The sequence below is a fragment of the Arthrobacter flavus genome, from assembly GCF_039526005.1.
In the GTDB taxonomy this organism is placed as follows: domain Bacteria; phylum Actinomycetota; class Actinomycetes; order Actinomycetales; family Micrococcaceae; genus Arthrobacter_D; species Arthrobacter_D flavus.
The window spans coordinates 45,826-68,499 of sequence record NZ_BAAAIJ010000059.1 but is presented as its reverse complement, the minus strand read 5'-3'; the positions used below and the strand labels follow the sequence as shown (position 1 = coordinate 68,499).

Genomic DNA, 22,674 nt, shown 5'->3' with positions numbered 1-22,674 from the left:
CCCAAAGACTGGCGACGCCGAACGTCTCCAATTAGTCGACTTTGGACACTCCAATCGATTCGACGCAGCGAAATCCGATATGGCTCATTCCGGTGTCGACCATCTGCGGACGGCGTGCGGACGGACGATAGCGGAGGCAGTAGCTGTCGGCGCAGAGGTAGGATCCGCCTTTGACAACCTTCCGCGGCACAGCAAACTGTGGTTGCCTTCTGTCGACGCTGTCAGCCATAGTCCCTCCTCGCGGATCAAGCGGCACGCAGCAACCGTGGACGTCGGACCAGCGGTTTTTGACATACCAGTCCTTCGTCCACTCCCATACATTGCCCGCCATGTCGTACAGTCCGTACCCGTTCGCGGGAAAGGATCCAATGGGAGAAGTTGCCCCGTAGCCACGCTCCGCCCGCCAGGGGAAGTCTCCATGCCAGTAGTTCGCCAAGGCCTCAGAGTCCGCCTCTGGTTCAGCGCCCCAGGTGAAGGTGGCACTCTCAATGCCACCCCGGGCGGCGTACTCCCACTGCGCCTCGGTCGGCAGGGTGAGGCCGGCCCAGGATGCGTAGGCTTCTGCATCTTCGTAGGCAACATGCACGACCGGGTGATCGGCCCGATTCGCCAGGCGGCTCCCCGGTCCCTCCGGCCGTCGCCAGCACGCGCCAGGGGTCCAGCGCCACCACTGACTCAGATGCCTCAAGTCCACTGGACCAGCGGTTCCAACGAAAACCAGTGATCCTGGTACCAGGTTTTCTGGAGGCGCGGTGGGATAGTCCTCGGGGCGCAACGGCCGTTCGGCAACCGTCCGGTGGCCAGTGTCCCTGACGAAAGCGGCAAACTGGGCGTTGGTCACGGGACCAACCATCACCCGGAAACCATTGATCTGGACGCGACGGGCGGGAGCCTCCTCGGGGTAGTGGACGTCGGACCCCATGGTGAATGAGCCACCGTTGATGAAGTGCATACCCTCCCGTCGGCCTCTGTCCGCAAGGGTTGTGGTCACGGTCATGAATTGGATATTCCGCTCTGCAGCTTGTCCAACACCTGTGCAAGACTAAAGCTGGCAGGCTTTTGCCGAATCGGAAAGTCCTCCAGGGTCTTGAGCATTTGTTGGACGTAGGCTTGCATCGGAACGACGACCCACGCATGGTCAAGGACCCAATCGTAGTAAGTGTTCGACGTGGTGTCGGCGCGCTCGTAGGGGTCCGTGCGCAGATTGAACATTTTCGGGATCCTCAGGGGTACGAAGGGTTCCGCCCAGACCTGGAGCGTGCCCTGTGCCCGTTGCTCGAGGAACACCAGTTTCCAGTTGTCGAATCGCACAGCAGTCAGGTCGCCGTCGTCAGATACGTAAAAGAAGTGCTGGCGCGCGCTCTCGTCGGATCGCCCTGCTAGGTAGTCACTTTGATCGTAGCCGTCCAGATGTACCTTGTAATGCTCCCCGTCGAGCTCAGCGCCGACCTTCAGCCGGTCCACTATGGTCGTGTCGCCTGCTGCAGCGAGCAGCGTCGGAAACCAGTCTGCGTGGCTCACGATGCCGTTGAACACGGTTCCTGCTTGAACTGTGCCTGGCCAGCGAATCAGTGAGGGTACTCGATAGGCGCCTTCCCAGTTGGTGTTCTTCTCCCCCCGAAAGGGCGTCATGCCAGCGTCGGGCCAGGAGTTCATGTGGGGACCGTTGTCGGTTGAATACAACACGATCGTGTCGTCGGCAATCCCGAGATCGTCCAGGAGGTTGAGCATATCTCCGACGAGGTTGTCGTGATCGATCATCGTGTCGTGGTACTCGGATTGCCAGCGGCCGGATTGGCCCTTGCTACCGGGCTTGGCGTGGGTTCGGAAGTGCATATGTGTTGTGTTGAACCAAACGAAAAAAGGATTCTCGCTGGCGCTGGCGTCGGAAATGAATCGGCGGGCTTCAACGAACACTTCGTCGTCAATGGTTTCCATCCGCTTTTTCGTTAGAGGACCGGTATCTTCCACACGCTGTGTGCCGTCTTCTTTCGCCCAAGAGTGGATTACACCTCGGGGGCCGAACCTTTCGCGGAAGTGGGGCATGTCCTCGGACGTCGGGTAGTCGGGAAGTTCCGGTTCCTCCTCCGCGTTGAGGTGGTACAGGTTACCGTAGAACTCGTCGAAGCCATGTCGGGTCGGTAAGAACTCGTCCCGGTCACCGAGGTGGTTCTTGCCGAATTGTCCGGTTGTATAGCCGCACTCCTTGAGCGCTGAAGCGATGGTGGGATCTTCGGCCTGCAACCCAAGAGGCGCTCCCGGCATGCCGACCTTGGTGAGACCGGTCCTGATCGGGTTCTGACCGCAGATGAACGCCGCGCGCCCTGCCGTGCAGCTTTGCTCTCCGTAGTAGTCGGTGAACTTCGCTCCCTCCGCGGCGAGGCGGTCAATATTGGGCGTGCGATACCCCATGAGGCCTTCACTGTAGGTGCTGATGTTGGAGATCCCGATGTCGTCTCCCCAAATAACGAGAATATTCGGCTGGTTACGCGCCATGATGGCTTTTCCTTTGTACTTGGCAGCAGTTGCCTCCAGTAGACCGCTCAGCGGGTGCGCCGCACTCACCCATCCAGGGTGAATTCCGGCAGTAGCTAGAGCAGATCTGGCGGGATGAGCGGCGGCTCCCCTGGTACCGCAGTGACAGAGACGGACCGTCCGGCGTCCTCGAGCGCACCCGACAGCCCACTGAGGACATCTGAGGTGACTGATGGGCCCGAAAGTGGATGGTGCCAGTACTGAACCCGGACCGTCCACCGGTTCGGTGACGTGGCAACGGCCAGGGCGCGGGGTGGTTTGCTGTCCGCTACACCTTCGACCTCTGCTACGGCCGCCCGCAAAAAGGCGAGAGTCGCCTCAAGCGTTCCGCCGTCATCTCGGGAAGTCCGGACTTGAACTTCGCTGCGGCGCAGCCCTTGGCGGGAGTGATTGACCACCACACCGCCCAGCAGGATGGCGTTGGGTGTGTGGACGGTCCGTCCGTCCACCGTCACCATAATGACGGAGCGGGCGTTCAGTTCCGTGATAGTTCCGGTAATCTCGCTTTCGGGACCCTCCACCTGAATCTCGTCCCCAACCCGGACCGGTTGCCGCGACTGAATGAGCATACTGGCGGTGAAATTCTCCACAAAGCCCCGGACAACCAGGACGAATGCAACGACAGCAACAATTACTATCGCGAGAAGCGGCTGTACATTCACGCCCAGGAATGCCAAAGCGAATCCCACCCCGCCGAGTATCAACACATACTGGATGATCCGGGCAACCAGATAGGACAGGTCATCTGAGATGCCGGGTGTTCGGGTGAGGAGCACAAGAGTCGCCCGCCGTGCATAGCGGGCAGTGATCCAGCCGGCGATGATCGAGAATGCCGCGGCAAGGACCGCCCACCACGATGTTGTCGCCGGAAGGTACTGCGTCAGGTCCAACTGCGTCAGGTCCATGGGGCCTCCGTCGACGACTTGAGTCGACAGTCCGGATAATGACGGCGGTGGCGGCCCATCAGAAGTTACCTATACCTTCCCCGATTGAGGTGACGGCAAGTACCAGCAGGAGCACTGACATGGTCGTCGAGTTTTCCCTGACGAGCCAGATCTGAAGCCGACTGAGTCGGCTATGGAAGCGGTTCGGAGCCATCAGGAACCCGGCGACGGGTACGAGCACCGTGGAACCAGCCAGAACGGTGAAGAGTATGATGACGCCGGTCCCGGTTCCAAAACCAAGGGACGCGGAGCCAATAATCAGCCCAGCAGAGGCGGCCATTACAAGGTTCTTGGGGTTGGCTGCTGATAACAGGAGGCCCATCCCGAATGCCTTTGGTGACTCTATGCCATCAATGGCGTGCATCCATTTCGGAAGTGGGGGTTCCTCGCCCTCTTTCGGGCGGTTACGCCATTGTTTGGCGGCCATCCTGAAGAGCACCACACCCAAAACCAGGTGGATTACGCCGCGAATCGGTTGAGACCCGTCCTCTTCGGTGTCGGGAAGCAGCGACGAGAGCAGAGTGAACGCCGTTGCTGTGACGGATATCCCACCCAACCATCCAAGGAGAAAACCAACAGCCGTGGTCTTCGCCTTCGGTGTCATGAGCATCAGGATGGCCGCGATAATCGGAATCGGACTGACGGCAATGCCCAAAGCCGAGGAAAGAACTTCTCCAATAACTGGACCCATGTCAGGCTCCTAAAGCGTGATTTCCGGTGCTGTCGCTCGTAATTATGGCGTGATCTAGCAAGGTGATGGCTCATCCTGACCGGGTGATGCTCTGATCAAATCCGACGACCTCGCCTTGAAAGGCCAATGAGGTTCACCCCGTGTAGGTGAAGTAGACCAGGCGCGATCGGGTCCACGATGGAGAGCGCACGACGAGGGATCACAATCCTCGCGAACATGCCTGGGAGGAAAGTCCGATGGACAAGCATCACAAGTTTCTGCTACGAACTGCCACTTTCGGGATAGCCATTGTGGCGATCTCCGGCTGCTCCTCCAGCCCCGAGGAGAACGTATCGCAGACATGCGAAGCATCTGAGGCCTACGCAACTGCGCTGAAAAACTTCGAGGACACTCTGACAATGGACGCGACGATCGATGAAATCCGTTCAGCACGGGACGAGGTGAGCGCCGCTCGTGACGATTTGGTGGATTCCTCCGAGGACGTCACCCGGGACCGCGTTGAGGAACTGGATTCTGCCCAGGATGAGTTCAGCAGCGCCGTCAATGGCGTTCCCGACGACGCCACATTAGCTGAGGCGACTGAGTCACTGGAAGATGAGATAGAGGCTGTCAAGACCGCCCGAAGCAACCTGGAAAGCGAGCTCACCTGCTAATTCCGGGTCGACCGCGGAAGACATCACCTGGTAGGTGAGAAAAGATGACCGAGCCTCTGTTAGCCGTTCTCGCAATCGTGGCCCTGGCCTGGGCTGTGCTGTCCGACCGTCTTGCCCGGTCGAACATAACCGGGCCCCTGGTCTTCGTAGTGGCAGGTTTCCTTCTGGGTAATCCGGAGTGGGGACCTCTAACGGTCGATGTAGACACCCCATCGGTCCATGCAATCGCCGAACTAACGCTCGCGCTGCTCCTCTTTTCGGACGCAGCGAGGGTGAATGTGGCGAAGCTCCGCCAGGACATCGGCGTCCCCGTGCGTTTGCTAGGCATCGGCCTCATGCTCTCCATAGTTTTCGGATCAGTGCTCGCTGCATGGTTATTCGATGACCTGGGCTGGGCCCTTGCCTGCTTCGTGGGTGCAGCATTGGCACCAACTGACGCAGCACTGAGCGCCCAGGTGATCAACGATAAGAACATCCCCGACCGCGTACGTCGCTCGCTGAACGTCGAGAGCGGTCTGAACGATGGCATTGCGACGCCGATCGTCATGCTGGCACTCGCAATCGCCGCGTCTCAACTTGGGGTAGTCGGCGAACACAACGACGGGTTGGGCGCGCTGATGGAGCTGGCGGTCGGCGTCGTCGTGGGGATGGCCGTTGGCCTTGGGTCCGCTAAGGTCATCTCGTTTTCATCACGAAGGGGCTGGCTGCTCCACGGCGGGCGGCGGCTCGCAACACTCGCTGCGGCGGTTGGCAGCTTCGCCATCGCGATGAGCATTGGAGGCAACGGTTTCATCGCAGCATTCGTCGCTGGTGTCGCCTTTGGCGCTACGATCCCGCGGGATGTCGCCAATGTGGACGAAATCGCTGTGTTGCCGGAACTGCTCGGCGAGGTGCTCGCACTTGGTGTGTGGTTTCTTTTTGGCGCTGCGCTGGTGCCGGTTGCGTTCGAATACTTCTCACCAGCTACTCTCCTCTACGCCGTTCTGAGCCTCACCGTAATCCGTATGCTTCCCGTCGGGCTCAGCCTCGTGGGCACCACTATGGACAGGGAGACCGTGCTGTTCATCGGCTGGTTCGGGCCCCGTGGCCTGGCCTCAATTGTGTTTGCACTCCTGGCCGTGGAACAGCTGAATGAGCCGTCCGTCGTGGGTCAGGCAGTCTCTATTGTGGCCTTTACGGTCCTGCTGAGCGTATTTGCGCATGGTGTTTCCGCCGGTCCTCTGGGACGGCGATACAGTCGGGGTCACACTGCGCGAAGTCTCGACGGTCTAGGGCCGCAAGCGCGGAAGCGGAGCCACGAGTAGCGTCTGCGCGGCGGGTGCCGATTAATTACCTGCTTCGAAACGCCGGGCGCCGTACTGAATTCATTCGGACAAAGAAAAATCCGCTGGACCAACGACCACAAGCCATTGTTCCAGCGGATCAGGTGGTGGAGCTAAGGGGATTCGAACCCCTGACCCCCTGCATGCCATGCAGGTGCGCTACCAGCTGCGCCATAGCCCCAATTCCTTGGTGCCACCCCGCCGAACTGGCCGGAGCAACTTACTTAGTTTAGTCAACAATCCGCCCCCTGCAAAATCGGCCGTTTCCATGCCACTGTCAGCCCGCTATTAACCTTCCAACGGGGTGGAAGGCATCGAGGACAGACCCACATTGTGCTCGGTCAGCTGCCACCGGCTGATCGCCGTAGAACCCTGATCGAGTTCCTCCAGCACCGACCAGTGACAGTTCGAAACGCCCGAGAGCGAAGACCATAATTCGGGAGGCATACCCATCAGAGCGGCGAGACCGGCCCGGATCGAACCGCCGTGGCTCGCAACGACCAGCGTCTGCCCGGCGGAGAGGCTGGAAACAGCGTCGAGCGTCCCTGCAGCCATACGCTGCCCGACGTCGACCCGGCTCTCTCCGCCACCGGCACGTACCCCAGGATCGCCCGATCGCCAGGCCGACTGGTCGGCAGGAAACCGCGCCGCGATCTCGGCAAACGCCAACCCTTGCCACTGCCCGGCGAAGGTTTCCCGAACCCGCGGGTCCAGTTCCACCGAAAGCCCGGTCAGGGACGCCAGCTCGGCCGCAGTATCGGCCGCCCGAGCCAGGTCTGAGGACACCAGCCGGACGGGCGCTAAATGAGCCAGCTCGGCGGCAGCCTCCCGTGCCTGCTGCCTGCCCAGCTCGTCGAGCGGAATGTCTTCCTGACCCTGGAACAGCCCTCGAGCATTCCAGTCGGTCCGTCCGTGCCGCCAAAAAATGATCCTTCGAGCGCCAGCCGATTCAGTGGCGGCGAACCTCACTCGACAGTGGAAGCGGCGTCAGCCGAAGCCGGTGGCGTGGCGTCGAGCTGCAGGTCAATGACCGGACAGTCCCCCCACAGGCGTTCCAGGGCGTAAAAAACCCTGTCCTCTTCATGCTGGACGTGGATGACGACGTCCAGGTAATCCAGCAGTACCCACCGGCCTTCGCTGCGCCCTTCACGGCGAACAGGCTTCAAACCCTGCTTGGACAGCTCCTCCTCGATACCATCGACGATCGAGTTGACCTGCCGTTCGCTGGAAGCCGAGGCAACCAGGAAGACGTCGGTAATCGCCAGCCGTTCGCTGACGTCAATAGCCACAATGTCCTGACCGATTTTTTCCGACGCTGCATGTGCAGCGGCCCGGGCAATCGCGATGGACGTTTCGTTAGCGCTCACTTATCTCCTTGAGTGTGGTCAGCCGTCTTGTTCAATTGAAGACACCTGAAATCATCATGATTCCGGTGACCAGCGCCAAAGCGCCCAGACTGACAATGGAATATTGCAATAGCTGCAGGCGCTTGACGCGCGCCAGCCCCGCCGTCATGGCATCGAGTGGTTCAAGCCCGTGAGCCGTGCGTGCCCCAATGGGAACGGCCGCGTCCGAGGTTGGCGCCGTTGGCCCCGCTGAGTGGACCTCATGGGGCACCCCTGGAACCCGGATGAACTCCTTGGGCGACACAATCGACAGGTTGTGAGCCGTGGTGGGGTCGTTGGCGCTCGGCTTCCACTGCTCGTTGGCCTGCGCGAGTTGCTGCATCTTCTGGGCGCGGCTGTTGAGGACGGCGGCACGTTCAGCAAGTGCTTTCTGCTGCGCAAGGATTTCCAGGTCGACCGTGAAAGGATCGTCGTCGTTAACAGTCTCCATCTGTGCGACCTGTTCCTGGGCCTGCTGCACGATGGCTTCGCGCGCGGCCAGCGCCTGCTGAACACTCATCTGGTCGACTGGCACAGCGGCCGAATCGTCCTCTGGCCCGGCTGCCTGTCCGGTCGGCTTGGCAGCATTCCCCTCAGCCCGGTCGGTCGGTCCGTCCATCCGACGACGGCGGTCCCGCCTGCCGCCCTCGCGCACGGGCCCCAAACCGGCGACGGGGCGGTCCACCTCGGGCGCTGTCTCAGCAGCCGTCGGCGGAAGTGTCTGATGACTCGGAGTGGAGGCACCAAGCTGCTGGACGCGGCGCTGGCGGCGTGAGGGCTCGGGTACAGCCTCAGCAGGAGGGCGCTGCTCCGCCAGGGCGCGGTAGGCCCTGAGCGCTTCCCGGTCGCGGGCACGAGTCTGCGAAACCCGCTCGACCGGGTGGGTTGACGCCGCATCGACGGGAGCGTCAGCGGCGCGACGACTGCGCCGCTCCGGATGGATCGGTTCGGGATCGGACAGGTCGGGAGTCTGACCGTCGGCGTTAGTCCCGCGGGTATGCCGAAGAGACTTCCGGCTCTGTGCGGATTCGTTGCCGTTACTCATTGCTTTCTCACCCAGTAGTAGATTTTGTGTCGTCGTGTGAAACGTGTGGTCCAGGAGCTCCTGGGATGTCGCGGTACAGTCCGTGCTTGGCGATGTATTGCACCACGCCGTCCGGCACTAGGTACCAGACTGGATCGCCGGCGGCAACTCGCCGTCGACAATCGGTGGAGGAAATTGCCATGGCGGGCACCTCCAGCAAACTCACATCCTTACCCTTGCCATCGAGTTCATGGCCAGGACGGGTGACCCCGACGAAGTGGGCTAACGACCATAGTTCGTCAGCATTCTTCCACGACAGAATCTGGGCCATCGCGTCAGCCCCGGTGATGAAGAACAACTCCGCCTCAGGCCGCTCGGCCTTCAGATCCCGGAGGGTGTCGATGGTGTAGGTGGGACCCGGGCGGTCGATATCCACCCTGCTGACCGTGAAGCTCGGATTGGAAGCTGTCGCGACCACTGTCATCAGGTAGCGGTGCTCGGCCGCGCTGACCTCACGTTCGGCCTTCTGCCATGGCTGTCCGGTCGGCACGAATACTACCTCGTCGAGGTTGAAAACGGCTGCGACTTCACTCGCAGCCACCAGGTGTCCGTGGTGAATGGGGTCGAAGGTGCCGCCCATGACGCCTAGGCGCCACGGACTTCCGTCCGGGTGTGCTCTGTCAGCTGGATTCACGTGGTGCGACTCAGGTACCTTCCCCGCCCCGCGACTAGCGGTGTGAGGCTTCGCCGTGGTCGTGCTTGTTGGGGTGCTGCTTGTGGGGATCCGCATGCTCTTCGACAGCCTCGTGGCGATTGCCGAGGCTCGAGAAGGCAAGGGTGACAAGCATCAAGGCGACCAACGCACCCATGATGATAACCCCGTACAGCACCGGGTCCATCGGCAGTTCGACGTGTCCCCCGTGGCCCCCGCCAGTCTCGCTGGCGACGAGTGTGGCGTTGAGAAGCTGAGAAAGCATAAATTTCCCCTAGAAATCAAGTGTTGGCGTACCGGTCAGCACCAACCGGTGGATAGGTTCCCTACCATGTTACGCGCTTCGCAGCGTCGTCCTAGGACCGGACCTGGCCGTCGCCCTGAAGGATCCATTTGGTGGTCGTCAGCTCACGCAGTCCCATCGGACCACGCGCATGCATTTTCTGGGTGGAGATACCCACTTCGGCGCCCAACCCCAGCTCGGCTCCGTCGGTGAAACGGGTTGATGCGTTGACGATCACTGCGGCCGAATCGATGCCGGCGATGAACTGTTCGGAGTTGCCCAGGTCGTTCGTGATGATGGCTTCAGTGTGACCTGAGGTCCACTGACGAATATGAGCGATGGCTTCCTCCATGGAGTCCACCGTGGCCACCGCCAGATCGAGGTCCATGTACTCGCGGGCCCAGTCGTCATCTGTGGCAAGATCGGCGGTCACGCCGTCGGGCAGGCTGTCGAGGGTGCGCTGGTCTACATGCAGCCGCACCCCTGCGTTGGACAGCGCCCTCAGGACGTCCGCGGTAGCGCCCGCATCGCGGTGCACGAGGAGGGTTTCGACGGTGTTGCAAACACTGGGTCGCTGGGTTTTGGCGTTCAACAGGATGTCCACCGCCATCGCGGGGTCCGCGCTCTGGTCGACGTAGATGTGGACGTTGCCCTCGCCCGTCTCGATCACCGGCACAGCCGAGTTGGTCACGACCGTCTGGATCAGGTCGCGTCCGCCCCTGGGAATCAGGACATCCACCCGGCCTCGCGCCTTCATCAGGACGTTGGCGCCTTCGCGCCCATAATCATCGACGCTCTGCACAGCATCGGCCGGCAGACCCGAGCTCACCAGGGCGTCGCGAATGATGCCGAGCAACGCCGAGTTTGTGTGTGCTGCTGCGCTTCCGCCGCGCAGGATGACAGCGTTGCCACTCTTGAGAGCAAGGCCAGCAATGTCAACCGTCACGTTGGGTCGCGCCTCGTAAATGGCGGCGACGACGCCGAGCGGTACGTGGATCTGACGCATCCGCACCCCGTTGGGAAGGGTCTGCCCCCGCTCCACCGATCCCACGGGATCAGGGAGCCCGGCAAGGTTCTGTAACGCAGTCGCAAGCCCCTCGATTCGCTCTTCGGTGAGGCTGAGCCGATCCAGGAGGGCTTTGGAGGTGCCGTTGGCCTGTCCCGCTTCAACATCCAACGCGTTGGCTGCAAGGATCGCTGGGCTGTTGGCGACGAGGGCCGCGCCGACAGCGAGCAGGGCACCGTCCTTGGACGCCCGGTTCGCGGTTGCCACCTGACGGGCTGCCTCACGCGCACGATCAGCGATCGCGTGCACTGCGGCTGTCACATCTGTCTGCTGTTCGGTCACTGAAGTCATTGACCCAGTCTAACGAAGCACCACCAGATCGTTCACGTGGACTACCGAACGCTCGTACTCCCGCCCGAGTTCCTTGGACAGCTCCCGGGTGGTTCGGCCCAGCATTCTCGGCAGTTCGAACGAGCTGTAGTTGACCAGCCCGTGGGCCACGACCGCACCACTGGTGTCAGTCATCGCCACCGGATCGCCAGCTTCGAAGTCCCCTCCGACTGACACAATTCCTGCCGGTAGCAGTGAGCGACGGCGCTCCCCAATGGCTTTCGCCGCACCGTCATCGAGGGTGAGCGTGCCCCGAATGTCAGCGAGATGGGCGAGCCACAACAGCCTGATGGGTTTCCTGCGACCGTTGGTGCTGAACCAGGTACCGACGTCTTCCCCTGCCAGCGCGGCGGCGGCATTCTCGGCCGAGGTGACGAGGGCGGGGATGCCCGAGCTCGCCGCGATCGTTGCCGCTTCAACCTTGGTGACCATGCCGCCGGTTCCGACGCCGGCCTTGCCGGTGCGGCCGATTTCGACTCCCTCAAGGTCTTCGGGGCCGCGCACCTCGGGAATCCGCTGCGCACCGTCCTTTGGTGGACCGTCGTAGAGGGAGTCGACGTCGGACAGGAGCACCAACGCATCGGCTTTCACCAGGTGAGCCACCAGGGCAGCCAGCCGGTCGTTGTCACCGAACCGGATTTCGTGGCTCGCAACCGTGTCGTTCTCGTTCACGATCGGGACGACGCCGAAGTTCAGTAGCCGTTCCATCGCCCGATGGGCGTTGGCGTAGTGGCCGCGGCGGATCAGATCCTCGGCGGTCAGGAGCACCTGGCTGACCGTCACGCCGTGGGCCCCGAACGCTGCGGTGTAGCGCGCCATCAGCAGGCCCTGGCCCACACTCGCTGCGGCCTGCTGGGATGACAACTGGTTGGGTCGGCGCTTCAGCCCGAGGGGCGCCAGCCCTGCTGCGATGGCACCACTCGAGACGAGGATGACCTCGGTGCCTTCGTTCCGGCGGGCAGCCAGGACGTTGGAGAGCCCTACCAGGGCCTCCTCCGACAGACCGCCGGTGATGGACGTCAGCGACGACGAACCCACCTTGACGACGATCCGCTTGGCTTTCGCCAGACCGGACCGGGTTTTGAGGGGCCGTTTCACAGTCGTCGTCACCTTAGTGTCCGGCTTCTTCGCTATCTGAGGCCGGCGCCGGGTTGTCCCCCGGCACGTCGTCGTCTCCAGCCTTGTCCGGGACAGCCTGGGAGGTTTCGATGGTGGTTCCCGGGGAGGTCCGGGTTTTGTAGTTGACCGATTCGGTCCAGATCCCGGCTTTACGCTCGGTTTCAAGGTCGAGCCGTGCCGCAGCGCGGGCGTCCTTGCGGTCTTGGTAGTCCTCGCGCTTCTCGTCGCGGGTAGGCCTGACAAACTCAGCGAGCCGGATGTCGGTGCCGCGTGGAGACGCCAGCAGCTCGGCCCCGCCCATCATGGTGGGCTCCCAGTCGAACACGACGCCGTCGTCCTCGCCGATGACCACCGTGTCGCCGGGTTTGGCGCCGCTCTTGAACAACTGCTCTTCCACACCGAGCTTTGCGAGCCGATCGGCCAGGTAGCCGACCGCCTCGTCGTTGTTGAAGTCCGTCTGCTTGACCCAACGCTCGGGCTTCTCGCCGAGAATCCGGAACAGTGGCAGCAGGTTTTTCTCCTCGTTGCGGATGATGAAGCCGCGCGAGTTGACCGCACGGGGACGCAGCACTGGCGGCACAATTTTGGGTGGGGTGGCTTTGAGCTCGGCGCGGGCGGCGGAAACAATCTCGCCCATCGCGAACCCGAGTTGCCGGAGCCCCTCGTGGCTGGACGCCGACACCTCAAACACGCGGTAGCCGCGGGCCTCCAGTTCGGGCCTGACGAAGGACGCCATGTCCTTTCCGTCGGGCACATCGACCTTGTTCAGGGCAATCAGTTTGGGTCGCTGGTTCAGTGGAACGACGTCGCCGTCGGGGCCTGCGAAACTCATATCGACCGCGTACTTTTCCAGCTCACGCTCAATAATGTCGAGGTCGTTCAGCGGGTTGCGGTCAGATTCCAGGGTGGCGCAGTCCAGGACGTGCACCAGGGCGGCGCAGCGTTCGACGTGGCGCAGGAAGTTGTGGCCCAGGCCCTTGCCTTCGCTGGCCCCTTCGATGAGACCAGGCACGTCGGCGATGGTGTACCGGACGTCGCCGGACTCGACGACTCCGAGGTTCGGCACCAGTGTGGTGAAGGGGTAGTCGGCGATCTTGGGGCGAGCTGCGGACATCGCTGCGACGAGGCTTGATTTGCCAGCAGAGGGGAAACCCACCAACGCGATATCCGCAATGGATTTGAGCTCCAGCACGATGTCCCGGGCGTCGCCGGGGATGCCGAGCAGGGCAAAGCCGGGCGCCTTGCGCTTCTGTGAGGAGAGCGAGGAGTTTCCGAGGCCGCCCTGACCACCGGAGGCCGCGATGAACTCGGCGCCTTCGCCGACCAGGTCGGCGAGTACTTCGCCATCCTTGGTCTTGATGACTGTGCCGTCTGGCATCGGCAGGATCAGGGTTTCGCCCTGCTTGCCGCCACGCCAGTCGCCCATCCCGTTGCCGCCGTTGGTGGCGTGCCGGTGTGGTGCGTGGTGGTAGTCCAGGAGGGTGGTGGTTTGCGAGTCGACGCGGAGGATCACGCTGCCGCCGTCGCCACCGTTACCGCCGTCGGGACCACCCAAGGGCTTGAATTTTTCCCGCTTGACGGAAACGCAGCCGTGACCGCCGGTACCGCCCGACACATGCAGAACCACCCGGTCAACGAAGCTTGCCACGTTGAACTCCTTCAAGATTGTGAATTGATGCCGAGTCTATCCCGGCTTAAAAAGAAGGTGGGGCGAGCCGGATCGGCTCACCCCACCTCACTGCCTAATGCTTGGTGCGCAGAAACTACTCTGCGACTGCGCCGACGATGTTGACAACGCGGCGTCCACGACGGCTACCGAACTCAACCGAGCCGGCCTCCAGCGCGAACAGCGTGTCGTCTCCGCCGCGGCCAACGCCAGCGCCGGGGTGGAAGTGGGTGCCACGCTGGCGGACGATGATTTCGCCAGCCTTGACAACCTGTCCACCGAACCGCTTGACGCCAAGGTACTGGGCGTTTGAATCGCGACCGTTGCGAGTGGAACTCGCACCCTTCTTATGTGCCATCTGCTTTGCCTACCTTTTGATAAAGAACGAAGAGGTTACTTGATGCCTGTGATCTTGACGCGGGTCAGCTCTGAACGGTGACCCTGGCGCTTCTTGTAGCCGGTCTTGTTCTTGAACTTCTGGATGACAATCTTCGGTCCACGAAGATTCTCAATGATCTCGGCAGTCACAGCGACCTTTGCCAGGTCGTCTGCTGCTGAGGTTACCTTGTCGCCGTCGACCAGAAGGAGGGCGGGCAGCTGAAAGCTGCTGCCGGCCTTACCGGTGACGCGGTCAAGGGTTACGAGGTCTCCCACGGAAACCTTTTCTTGGCGGCCGCCTGCGCGGACAATCGCGTACACCACTTGGGAACTCACTTCTCTCGACAACTATGCTTGGAAAACTACTATGTGCGTACTTACACCGGCAAACCACACTACTTTGGCCCTGCCGCTGACGCTGTGCATCGACGCCCCGGATAACCGGTTAGAAGGCGAACGCACCGAAGATCAAGATTACGCCAGTTCGGCGGTTTCCTGCAAATCCCCCGGTGTGTGGGCGCGTCGCGTGCCCGGCTTGCGGCTACAACTCGGACGCTGGAACCCCTACACCGAGGATCATCGGCTCATCCTTGGCAGGCGCCGCCGTCCCGTCCCGGCGAGGTGCCGCCTGGACGCTGGCGACGAACTGTGCCGCCGGCTGGCCCGTTGACTCCCCCTGTCCCGGTTGCTGCCGCTCGATAGCCGACGTCGCAGCCGTGCCCTGGGGGCTGCTGGCAGCCCTCCGGCGGTTACGTCGTGGACTGCGAGGAGCGGGCTCGGGGCTCACGACCGGTTCCGCAGCCGGCTCGACCACCGGGTCGGTTGCGGAGTCGGCTGACGCTGGCTTGCGGTCGAAGGCCTGGGTGAGGCTATCGAGCGTGAGCCGGCGGGCTTCCTGCACTTCGGCATCGCTGGCCTCGGCGCGGGGCAGGCTCACCGTCTCGCCGTTGATGGTCAGGACTACCTCGGCTGCATCGTCGGTCACAGGATGCCCCTCAGCCTCGTGCGCTGCGTGGGTGGCTGCGGCGATGCTGGCGAGTGCCACCCGGGCTGCTTCAGCCCGGGCCTGACGCTCGGCGTCGTCCTGCGGCGCCTCGGGTGTCTGCTGGTCCTCGTCGGCGGGCGAGTTGGACCGGCTCCGGTTTCGCTTGCGTTCGCTGCGGGAGACCTTCTCCTGGCGCAGATGCTGCTGGTGGTTATCGGGGGCGACGGCGTGCCGCTTGTGCTCCACCGGCTCGTCATGGGTGACGACGCCGCGCCCGCCACAGTGCTCACAGTTCTCACCGAAGACCTCCAGCAGCCCGGTGCCCATCCGCTTCCGCGTCATCTGGACGAGCCCCAGGGAGGTGACCTCAGCAACCTGATGCTTGGTCCGGTCGCGGCCCAGGCATTCCACCATCCGGCGCAACACCAGGTCACGGTTGGCTTCCAGGACCATGTCGATGAAGTCAATGACAATGATGCCGCCAATATCGCGCAGGCGCAGCTGGCGGACAACTTCCTCGGCGGCTTCCAGGTTGTTCTTGGTGACTGTTTCTTCCAGGTTGCCACCGCTGCCGGTGAACTTGCCGGTGTTGACGTCGACCACGGTCATGGCTTCGGTGCGGTCGATCACCAGTGACCCGCCAGAGGGCAGGTACACCTTCCGGTCGAGTGCCTTGTGGATCTGTTCATCGATCCGGCTGGCGAGGAAAATGTCCTCGTTGCCGGTCCACTTCTCGAGGCGTCCCACCAGGTCGGGTGCCACGTACATCACGTAGGCCTCAATGGTGTCCCAGGCTTCCTCACCGGAGACGATCAGTTTGGAGAAGTCCTCGTTGAAGACATCCCGGACCACCTTGATGGTCAGGTCAGGCTCGCCATACAGCAGTTCGGGGGCCAGGGACTTGGTGGAGCCCGACTTCGCCTCGATGGTTTCCCACTGCGACCGCAGCCGGTTGATGTCGTGGGTCAGCTCTTCCTCGCTGGCCCCCTCCGCCGCGGTGCGCACAATGACACCGGCGTTCTCGGGGAGCCGATCCTTCAGGATCCGCTTGAGCCGGTTGCGTTCCACGTCAGGGAGCTTCCGGGAGATACCGGTCATTGAACCGCCCGGCACATACACCAGGTAGCGGCCTGGGAGGGAAATCTGGCTGGTCAGGCGGGCGCCCTTGTGGCCGACCGGGTCCTTGGTGACCTGCACCAGGACGGTGTCACCGGACTTCAATGCCAGTTCGATCCGGCGCGGCTGCCCGTCGAGACGTGAGGCGTCCCAGTTGACTTCACCTGCATACAGGACGGCATTGCGGCCGCGGCCAATGTCAACGAATGCTGCTTCCATGCTGGGCAGCACGTTCTGAACCTTGCCCAGGTAGACGTTGCCGATCAGCGAATCCTGCTGGGTCTTGGAGACGAAATGCTCCGCGAGCAATCCGTCCTCCAGCACAGCAATCTGGATCCTGTCGTCGCGCTGGCGGACGATCATCTGACGGTCCACGGACTCCCGGCGGGCAAGGAACTCAGCTTCGGTGATGACCTGACGGCGGCGGCCCGTGTCGCGGGACTCCCGGCGTCGCTGCTTCTTGGCCTCGAGCCGGGTAGAACCCTTGACGCTGGTGACCTTGTTGGACGGAGCCGACTCCTGGGCCTGCCGCGGCGCACGAACCCGGGTCACGGTGTTGGGTGGATCGTCATCCTGACCACCGGTCAGTTCGAGATCCTGGTCTCCACGGCGGCGCCTGCGACGGCGGCGGGAGGTCACGCCGTCGCCGGTGTCCTCCTCCGGACCCGCGTCAGGGTTTGAGGCGTTCCCGTCCGCGGCGCCATCCTGGTCGACGCGACCCTTGCCACGGCTGCGGCGGTTCCGACGGCGGCGGCGCCCCCCGGACTCGCTATCGCCATCCTCGTCGTCATCTGCGTCGGCGTCAGCGTCGGCGGGAACCTCAGCCTTCCTAACCGGCGCTACCGCAACACTCAGGTCCGGCGCATGGAACAGCGACGCGGGGATGCTGAAGGGATCGGACGCCGTTGATACGGAGATGGGTTCCTGGACGGGGGCGCTCTCCTGGGCCTGCGCGGCGGGAGGGTCCTCCTGAACCGGAGCGCTACGGCCGGCATCGCCGCCCTGATCGGTGGGCGCTGCAGCCTCTTCGGCGGCGGGAGCCTTCTTCTGAGCTGCAGTGGAACGGCGCCGGGTCGTCTTTTTCACGGGCGTCTGCACGTCCTCGGCTGGCGGGACATCAGCGACATCAACCGTCTCGCCGACGGCGGCCTCATCCGGCGCTGTGGCCACGGGTTCGACCGCGACTGGTGCCCCGCTGGGGCTACCGGCCTTGCGGGTGGTCCGGCGTCGGACGGGTGCCTTCACTGGCTCCGCCGCAGCAGCTGCTGGTTCAGACCCGGACTCGGCGCCGGTGGGTGGTGTGGTGGGCTCATCGGGGAGCACAATATCGCTGGTGGCGGCCTTACGGCTGCGAGTAGCACGACGCTTCGGTGCGGCTGCCGGTTCTGCCGTTTCTGCCGGATCGACCGTCGTCGAGGCTGCGTCGCCAGCTACAGGATCCGCTTTTTTGCGGCGGGTCCTCGTGGCCTTTTTCACTGGCACATCGGGCTGCTCCACCGCGGTGTCCTGGACCTGGCCGGCCGGACTCTGCTCGGCCGGATTCTGCTCTGTGGGATTCTGCTCTGTCGGGTTCTGCTGAGTATCCATATGGTGTTTTGCTCCAGCCCCTGCGGCGTCGGCCACATTCCGACGCCCCCGGGGGCAATATGTCGGTTGTTCGCGGACCTTGGCGCCTCGCGTCTACCGGAAGTCGTCTAAGTGAGCTTCGAGGTCGCACCATCCGTGGGGTGCGGCATCACTCGAAGACCAGTGGCGCTTTTCCTTATCCGCTGCTTTCCCAGCGGTTGGCCTGCACAGCGGATTCACGGCATCCCATCCGTTCGGATGTTTTCACGATGCGCTCTGAAGCGTCGCCGGCGAAGCCGGAAGCCTGTCACTGGACCGGCCGGGGAATGTGGTTCCCCTGCCAGCCACGTTCATTGTCTCACAGACTGTTTCAGGCGCCCGGCTTTTGGCCGTCGACTTTCTGTGCCCACCCGATCAGAGCTTGGGCAACTGCCCGGTGACGGGGGCATTCTGTCCCGGGAGGGGACGAGCAACCGGCACCCGGGTACCCAGTACCTGCTCGACGACGTCCTGGGCCACCTTGCGCGCGGTCAGCCCAACGCGTTCCAGCACTTCGCTGCGCGTGCCGTGGTCGAGGAACTCGACGGGCAGTCCCACCTCGTTCAAAGCGGTATCCACGCCGACGGCGCGCATTTCCTGCCGGATCCGTGACCCGACACCGCCAGCCCGCACACCATCCTCAATCACAATGACGATCCGGTGTTCGGCGGCCATCCTGATCACTGACTTGCGCACCGGGAGCACCCAGCGTGGATCAATCACGGTCGAACTGATCCCCTGGGCACCCAACCGGTTGGACACGTCGAGGGCCAGTTCGCTCATCGCGCCGACGCTGACAATGAGGACATCGTTGTTGCTGGACCCCACTGGGCGGCGGGACAGCACCTCGACGCCGTCGTCGAGCCGTTCAATCGCATGCACCTCAGCGCCAACGGCGCCCTTGGAGTAGCGCACCACGCTCGGCGCGTCGCCAATCGCTATCGCTTCCCTCAGTTCCTCACGCAGCCTGGTGGCATCCCGTGGAGCTGCCAGGTGCAATCCGGGGATGATCTGGAGCATCGCCATATCCCACATGCCGTGATGGCTGGCGCCGTCGGGGCCGGTCACGCCCGAGCGGTCCAAAACCACTGTCACCCCCGCTTTGTGCAGGGCAACGTCCATCAGGAGTTGGTCGAATCCGCGCCCCAGGAACGTTGCATACAGCGCCACGACCGGGTGCAACCCGCCGAAGGCCATGCCCGCGGCGCTGGTGAGGGCGTGCTGCTCGGCGATCCCGACGTCGAACACGCGGTCGGGGTACTTCTCAGCAAATTTGTGGAGACCGACGGGAATGAGCATGGCGCCGGTGATGCCGACGATGTCCTTGCGCTCGTCGGCCAAGGCAGCGATTTCGTCGGCAAACACACTGGTCCAGGACTGTGGTCCAGCTGCACCGATGGGCTGGCCGGTCTCTGGATCAATGATGCCTACCGCGTGGAACTGGTCAGCTTCGTGGGCCCGGGCCGGCGCGTAGCCGTACCCCTTTTCAGTGATCGCGTGCACGATCACCGGGCCCTCGTAGTTGCGTGCCTGGTGGAGCGCATGCTCAACGGCTGGCATATCGTGGCCGTCGATGGGCCCGATGTACTTCATTCCGAGGTCCTCGAACAACCCCTGGGGCGCCCACCAGTCCTTGATGCCCTTCTTGGTGGCGTGCAGGCTCTTGTAAGCGAACCGTCCGAGCGGCCCGCCGTTCTGGAGGCGTCGTTTGGACCAGTCCAGAGTGCCCTCATAGACGCGGTGGGTACGGACCGTGTCTAGCGTGGGACGCAGGGACGCCAGATAGTCGGCCACTCCCCCGATGGTCGGTGCGTAGGACCTGCCGTTGTCGTTCACGACGATCACTACGCGGCGACGCTTGTCCGCGGCGATGTTGTTGATGGCTTCCCAGGCCATCCCGCCGGTCAGGGCGCCGTCGCCCACCATAACTACCGTGTAGCGGTCGCCCTCGCCTGCGAGGACCCGGGCACGGGATATGCCGTCCGCCCAGGACAGGGAGGATGATGCGTGGGAGCTTTCGACGACGTCGTGCTCGGATTCAGCCCGCGAAGGGTATCCGGAGAGCCCGCCCTGTTGGCGCAGCGTACTGAAATCCTGGCGACCGGTGAGGAGTTTATGCACATAGGACTGGTGACCGGTGTCGAAGATCATCGAATCACGCGGGGAATCAAAGACACGGTGCATGCCAAGGGTGAGTTCAACGACCCCCAAATTGGGGCCGAGGTGCCCTCCGGTCCGGGAAACGTTCGTGATCAGGAAGTCACGAATCTCACCTGCGAGTCGCGCCAGCTGGTCGCCGCTGAGCTTGCTCAGATCCTGGGGGTGGCGGATGGTTTCCAAGAGTCCCATCGGTGCCTCCTTGTGTTGGTCATTCCCGCTGGACCTACGCCTGCGGGTTATTAACTCTAACGCGGGTTGGCTGTGAGCTGTCGCAACACATAGTGGAGGATTCCACCGTTGCGGTAGTAGTCGGCCTCCCCCGGAGTGTCGATGCGCAGCACCGCGTCAAACGTGATCGTGTCGCCGTCCTCCTCCGACTCGGCACTGACTCGGACCGTCTTCGGGGTCCTGCCCTCGTTAAGCTCCGTCACCCCTGCGACGGCGAAGGTCTCGGTGCCGGTCAGGCCCAGGCTTGCCGCGCTCTGCCCCGACGGAAATTGCAGGGGCAACACCCCCATGCCGATCAGGTTGGACCGGTGGATCCGCTCAAAGCTCTCGGCAATGACGGCACGGACGCCCAACAGCGCGGTGCCTTTCGCCGCCCAGTCGCGGGAGGAGCCGGAACCGTATTCCTTTCCGGCCAGAACCACCAGGGGGATTTTGGCTGCCTGATAGTTCACGGCGGCGTCGTAGATGTAGGTTTGTGGGCCCCCGGTCTGCGTGAAGTCCCGGGTGAATCCTCCCTGGACCCCCTGCAACAGGGTGTTGCGCAGCCGGATGTTGGCGAAGGTGCCACGAATCATCACCTCGTGATTGCCACGGCGGGACCCATAGGAGTTGAAGTCCTTTCGGTTCACCCCGCGTTCGAGCAGGTAGCGTCCCGCGGGGCTGTCCCCCCTGAAGGATCCGGCGGGACTGATGTGGTCGGTGGTCACCGAATCACCGAGCGCGGCGAGCACCCGCGCGCCCGCAATGTCGGCGACCGGGTCCGGCGTCGCCTTCATCCCCTCGAAGTACGGTGGCTTGCGGACATAGGTGGATTCCGCGCTCCAGGCGAAAGTGCTTCCGTGAGGGGTGTCGAGTGCCTTCCATCGGTGGTCGCCGTCGAAGATTCCTTCGTAGCCCCTGTCGAACATTTCCCGGTCGATTGAGGAGTCAATGGTTTGCTGGATCTCCGCCGGGGTGGGCCAGATATCCTTCAGGAAAATATTGGTCCCCTCCCGGTCCTGCCCCAGGGGATCTGATTCAAAGTCGAAGTCCATGGTGCCGGCGAGGGCGTAAGCAATCACCAGCGGCGGTGAGGCGAGGTAATTCATCACCACGTCAGGGTTGATCCGACCCTCGAAGTTTCGGTTCCCGGAGAGCACCGCGGCGACCGCCAGGCCCTCTTCCTGGATAGCTGCAGCGATCTCCTCTTCAAGGGGACCCGAGTTTCCAATGCACGTGGCGCAGCCGTATCCAACGACATAGAATCCCAGTTTTTCGAGGTAGGGGGTCAGGCCTGATGTGTCGAAATAGTCAGTCACCACTCTGGAGCCGGGAGCAATCGAGGTCTTCACCCAGGGTTTCGCGGTGAGCCCGCGGTCCACAGCGTTGCGGGCCAGCAGAGCCGCGGCCATCATCACCGACGGGTTGGACGTGTTGGTGCACGAGGTGATCGACGCAATCGTGACGACGCCGTGGTCCAACTCAAACGCCCGACCATCCGACAGGGTGACCTGGACTGCGTCCGAAGGCCGACCCATTACGCGTGAGCGCCCTGCATGCCTCACCGTGGAGGTCATCGCGGGGACATCAGAGGCCGGAAACGATTCCTCGAGGGCCTCGTCGAGCGCTGCGTCGTCCACCGAGCTGACGTAGTCGTGGATGTCCTTCCGGAACTGGTCTTTGGCACGCGACAGGTCAATCCGGTCCTGGGGGCGCTTCGGGCCGGCGATCGAGGCAACCACCGTTGAGAGATCCAATTCCAGGTACTCGGAGAAAGCGATCTCCTTGCTCGGGTCATGCCACATGCCCTGCGCCTTGGCATACGCCTCGACCAGTGCCAGGTTTTCCTCTAGGCGGCCGGTGAGCCGCAGGTAATCCATCGTCACTTCGTCGATCGGGAACATCGCAGCCGTCGAACCGAACTCGGGGCTCATGTTGCCGATGGTCGCACGGTTCGCCAGCGGCACAGCGCTGACACCTTCGCCGTAGAACTCGACGAACTTGCCGACCACACCGTGCTGACGCAGCTTCTCGGTGATGGTGAGCACGACGTCGGTCGCGGTGGCGCCGGCAGGGATCTCACCGGTCAGCTTGAAGCCCACCACGCGGGGAATCAGCATCGAGACGGGCTGGCCCAGCATGGCCGCCTCGGCCTCAATGCCGCCCACACCCCAGCCCAGGACGCCGAGCCCGTTGACCATGGTGGTGTGCGAGTCGGTGCCAACGCAGGTGTCGGGGTAGGCCTGCAGCACAGTGCTGTCGCCGGTGGTGACCTCGCGGGTCATCACCGTGCGGGCCAGGTACTCCAGGTTGACCTGGTGCACGATACCCATTCCCGGGGGGACCACCAGGAAGTCATCGAACGCGGTCTGACCCCAGCGCAGGAACTGGTACCGCTCGCCATTGCGCTGGTACTCAATCTCCATGTTGCGCTCAAGGGCGCCGGCGTTACCGGCGAAGTCGATCTGCACCGAGTGGTCAATGACCAGTTCA

Annotated in this window: 19 protein-coding genes and 1 tRNA gene; 2 read left to right on the top strand and 18 right to left on the bottom strand. The window is 63.0% G+C overall.

The features are described from left to right. Positions 1-31 precede the first annotated feature (31 nt). From ABD059_RS15285 to ABD059_RS15270, 4 genes are read right to left on the bottom strand one after another with little or no spacing between them, the layout of a single operon-like run. Positions 32-997: a formylglycine-generating enzyme family protein gene (locus ABD059_RS15285; protein WP_343881585.1), complete on the bottom strand. Its 966-nt coding sequence runs from the start codon at positions 995-997 to the stop codon at positions 32-34. Further along, complete coding sequence (locus ABD059_RS15280; RefSeq protein ID WP_343881583.1) at positions 994-2,565, bottom strand: arylsulfatase; 1,572 nt, start codon at positions 2,563-2,565, stop codon at positions 994-996. The genes ABD059_RS15285 and ABD059_RS15280 overlap by 4 nt, the downstream gene beginning before the upstream one ends. 26 nt (positions 2,566-2,591) lie before the next feature. Beyond that, positions 2,592-3,440, bottom strand: coding sequence for a mechanosensitive ion channel domain-containing protein (locus ABD059_RS15275; RefSeq protein ID WP_343881581.1), 849 nt, complete (start codon positions 3,438-3,440; stop codon positions 2,592-2,594). A gap of 58 nt (positions 3,441-3,498) precedes the next feature. Next, positions 3,499-4,170 carry a GAP family protein gene (locus ABD059_RS15270; protein ID WP_343881579.1) on the bottom strand — a complete coding sequence of 224 codons (672 nt, stop codon included), beginning with the start codon at positions 4,168-4,170 and terminating at the stop codon, positions 3,499-3,501. 236 nt (positions 4,171-4,406) lie between these two features. Here ABD059_RS15270 and ABD059_RS15265 point away from each other — a divergent pair, with 236 nt between their 5' ends. Both ABD059_RS15265 and ABD059_RS15260 read left to right on the top strand, forming a co-directional pair. Beyond that, the gene (locus ABD059_RS15265; protein ID WP_343881577.1) at positions 4,407-4,823 is read left to right on the top strand and encodes a hypothetical protein; all 417 of its coding nucleotides are present in this window, start codon (positions 4,407-4,409) and stop codon (positions 4,821-4,823) included. 44 nt (positions 4,824-4,867) lie between these two features. After that, positions 4,868-6,127, top strand: a complete 1,260-nt coding sequence (locus ABD059_RS15260; RefSeq protein WP_343881575.1) for a cation:proton antiporter — start codon at positions 4,868-4,870, stop codon at positions 6,125-6,127. Positions 6,128-6,250: 123 nt separating this feature from the next. Here ABD059_RS15260 and ABD059_RS15255 read toward each other — a convergent pair. From ABD059_RS15255 to acnA, 14 genes are all read right to left on the bottom strand, one after another. Then, a tRNA-Ala gene (locus tag ABD059_RS15255) sits at positions 6,251-6,326 on the bottom strand. Positions 6,327-6,433: 107 nt separating this feature from the next. Further along, complete coding sequence (locus ABD059_RS15250; protein ID WP_343881573.1) at positions 6,434-7,114, bottom strand: histidine phosphatase family protein; 681 nt, start codon at positions 7,112-7,114, stop codon at positions 6,434-6,436. Beyond that, entirely contained in the window at positions 7,111-7,512 is a 402-nt protein-coding gene (rsfS, locus tag ABD059_RS15245; RefSeq protein WP_343881571.1) for a ribosome silencing factor, read from the bottom strand. The genes ABD059_RS15250 and rsfS overlap by 4 nt, the downstream gene beginning before the upstream one ends. 31 nt (positions 7,513-7,543) lie before the next feature. Beyond that, complete coding sequence (locus ABD059_RS15240) at positions 7,544-8,575, bottom strand: hypothetical protein (protein ID WP_343881569.1); 1,032 nt, start codon at positions 8,573-8,575, stop codon at positions 7,544-7,546. A 7-nt stretch (positions 8,576-8,582) separates the two neighbouring features. Further along, positions 8,583-9,338, bottom strand: a complete 756-nt coding sequence (gene nadD / locus ABD059_RS15235) for a nicotinate-nucleotide adenylyltransferase (protein ID WP_377959697.1) — start codon at positions 9,336-9,338, stop codon at positions 8,583-8,585. Then, on the bottom strand, positions 9,283-9,531 hold the full coding sequence (locus ABD059_RS15230) for a hypothetical protein (RefSeq protein ID WP_343881565.1): 249 nt from the start codon (positions 9,529-9,531) through the stop codon (positions 9,283-9,285). Before ABD059_RS15230 ends, nadD begins: the two co-directional genes overlap by 56 nt. 91 nt (positions 9,532-9,622) lie before the next feature. Then, positions 9,623-10,906: a glutamate-5-semialdehyde dehydrogenase gene (locus ABD059_RS15225; protein WP_343881563.1), complete on the bottom strand. Its 1,284-nt coding sequence runs from the start codon at positions 10,904-10,906 to the stop codon at positions 9,623-9,625. 9 nt (positions 10,907-10,915) lie between these two features. Further along, entirely contained in the window at positions 10,916-12,043 is a 1,128-nt protein-coding gene (proB, locus tag ABD059_RS15220; protein ID WP_343881561.1) for a glutamate 5-kinase, read from the bottom strand. A gap of 13 nt (positions 12,044-12,056) precedes the next feature. Next, positions 12,057-13,712 (bottom strand): GTPase ObgE, encoded by a 1,656-nt coding sequence (obgE, locus tag ABD059_RS15215; protein WP_343881558.1) that lies wholly within the window; start codon positions 13,710-13,712, stop codon positions 12,057-12,059. Between the two features lie 115 nt (positions 13,713-13,827). Beyond that, entirely contained in the window at positions 13,828-14,088 is a 261-nt protein-coding gene (gene rpmA / locus ABD059_RS15210; protein WP_081743419.1) for a 50S ribosomal protein L27, read from the bottom strand. 35 nt (positions 14,089-14,123) lie between these two features. Beyond that, positions 14,124-14,432, bottom strand: coding sequence for a 50S ribosomal protein L21 (rplU, locus tag ABD059_RS15205; protein ID WP_019482657.1), 309 nt, complete (start codon positions 14,430-14,432; stop codon positions 14,124-14,126). A gap of 217 nt (positions 14,433-14,649) precedes the next feature. Next, entirely contained in the window at positions 14,650-17,796 is a 3,147-nt protein-coding gene (locus tag ABD059_RS15200) for an Rne/Rng family ribonuclease (protein WP_343881557.1), read from the bottom strand. 393 nt (positions 17,797-18,189) lie between these two features. Further along, positions 18,190-20,163, bottom strand: coding sequence for a 1-deoxy-D-xylulose-5-phosphate synthase (gene dxs / locus ABD059_RS15195; RefSeq protein ID WP_343881555.1), 1,974 nt, complete (start codon positions 20,161-20,163; stop codon positions 18,190-18,192). 56 nt (positions 20,164-20,219) lie between these two features. Further along, a partial coding sequence (gene acnA / locus ABD059_RS15190; protein WP_343881553.1) for an aconitate hydratase AcnA occupies positions 20,220-22,674 on the bottom strand: 2,455 nt, incomplete at its 5' end.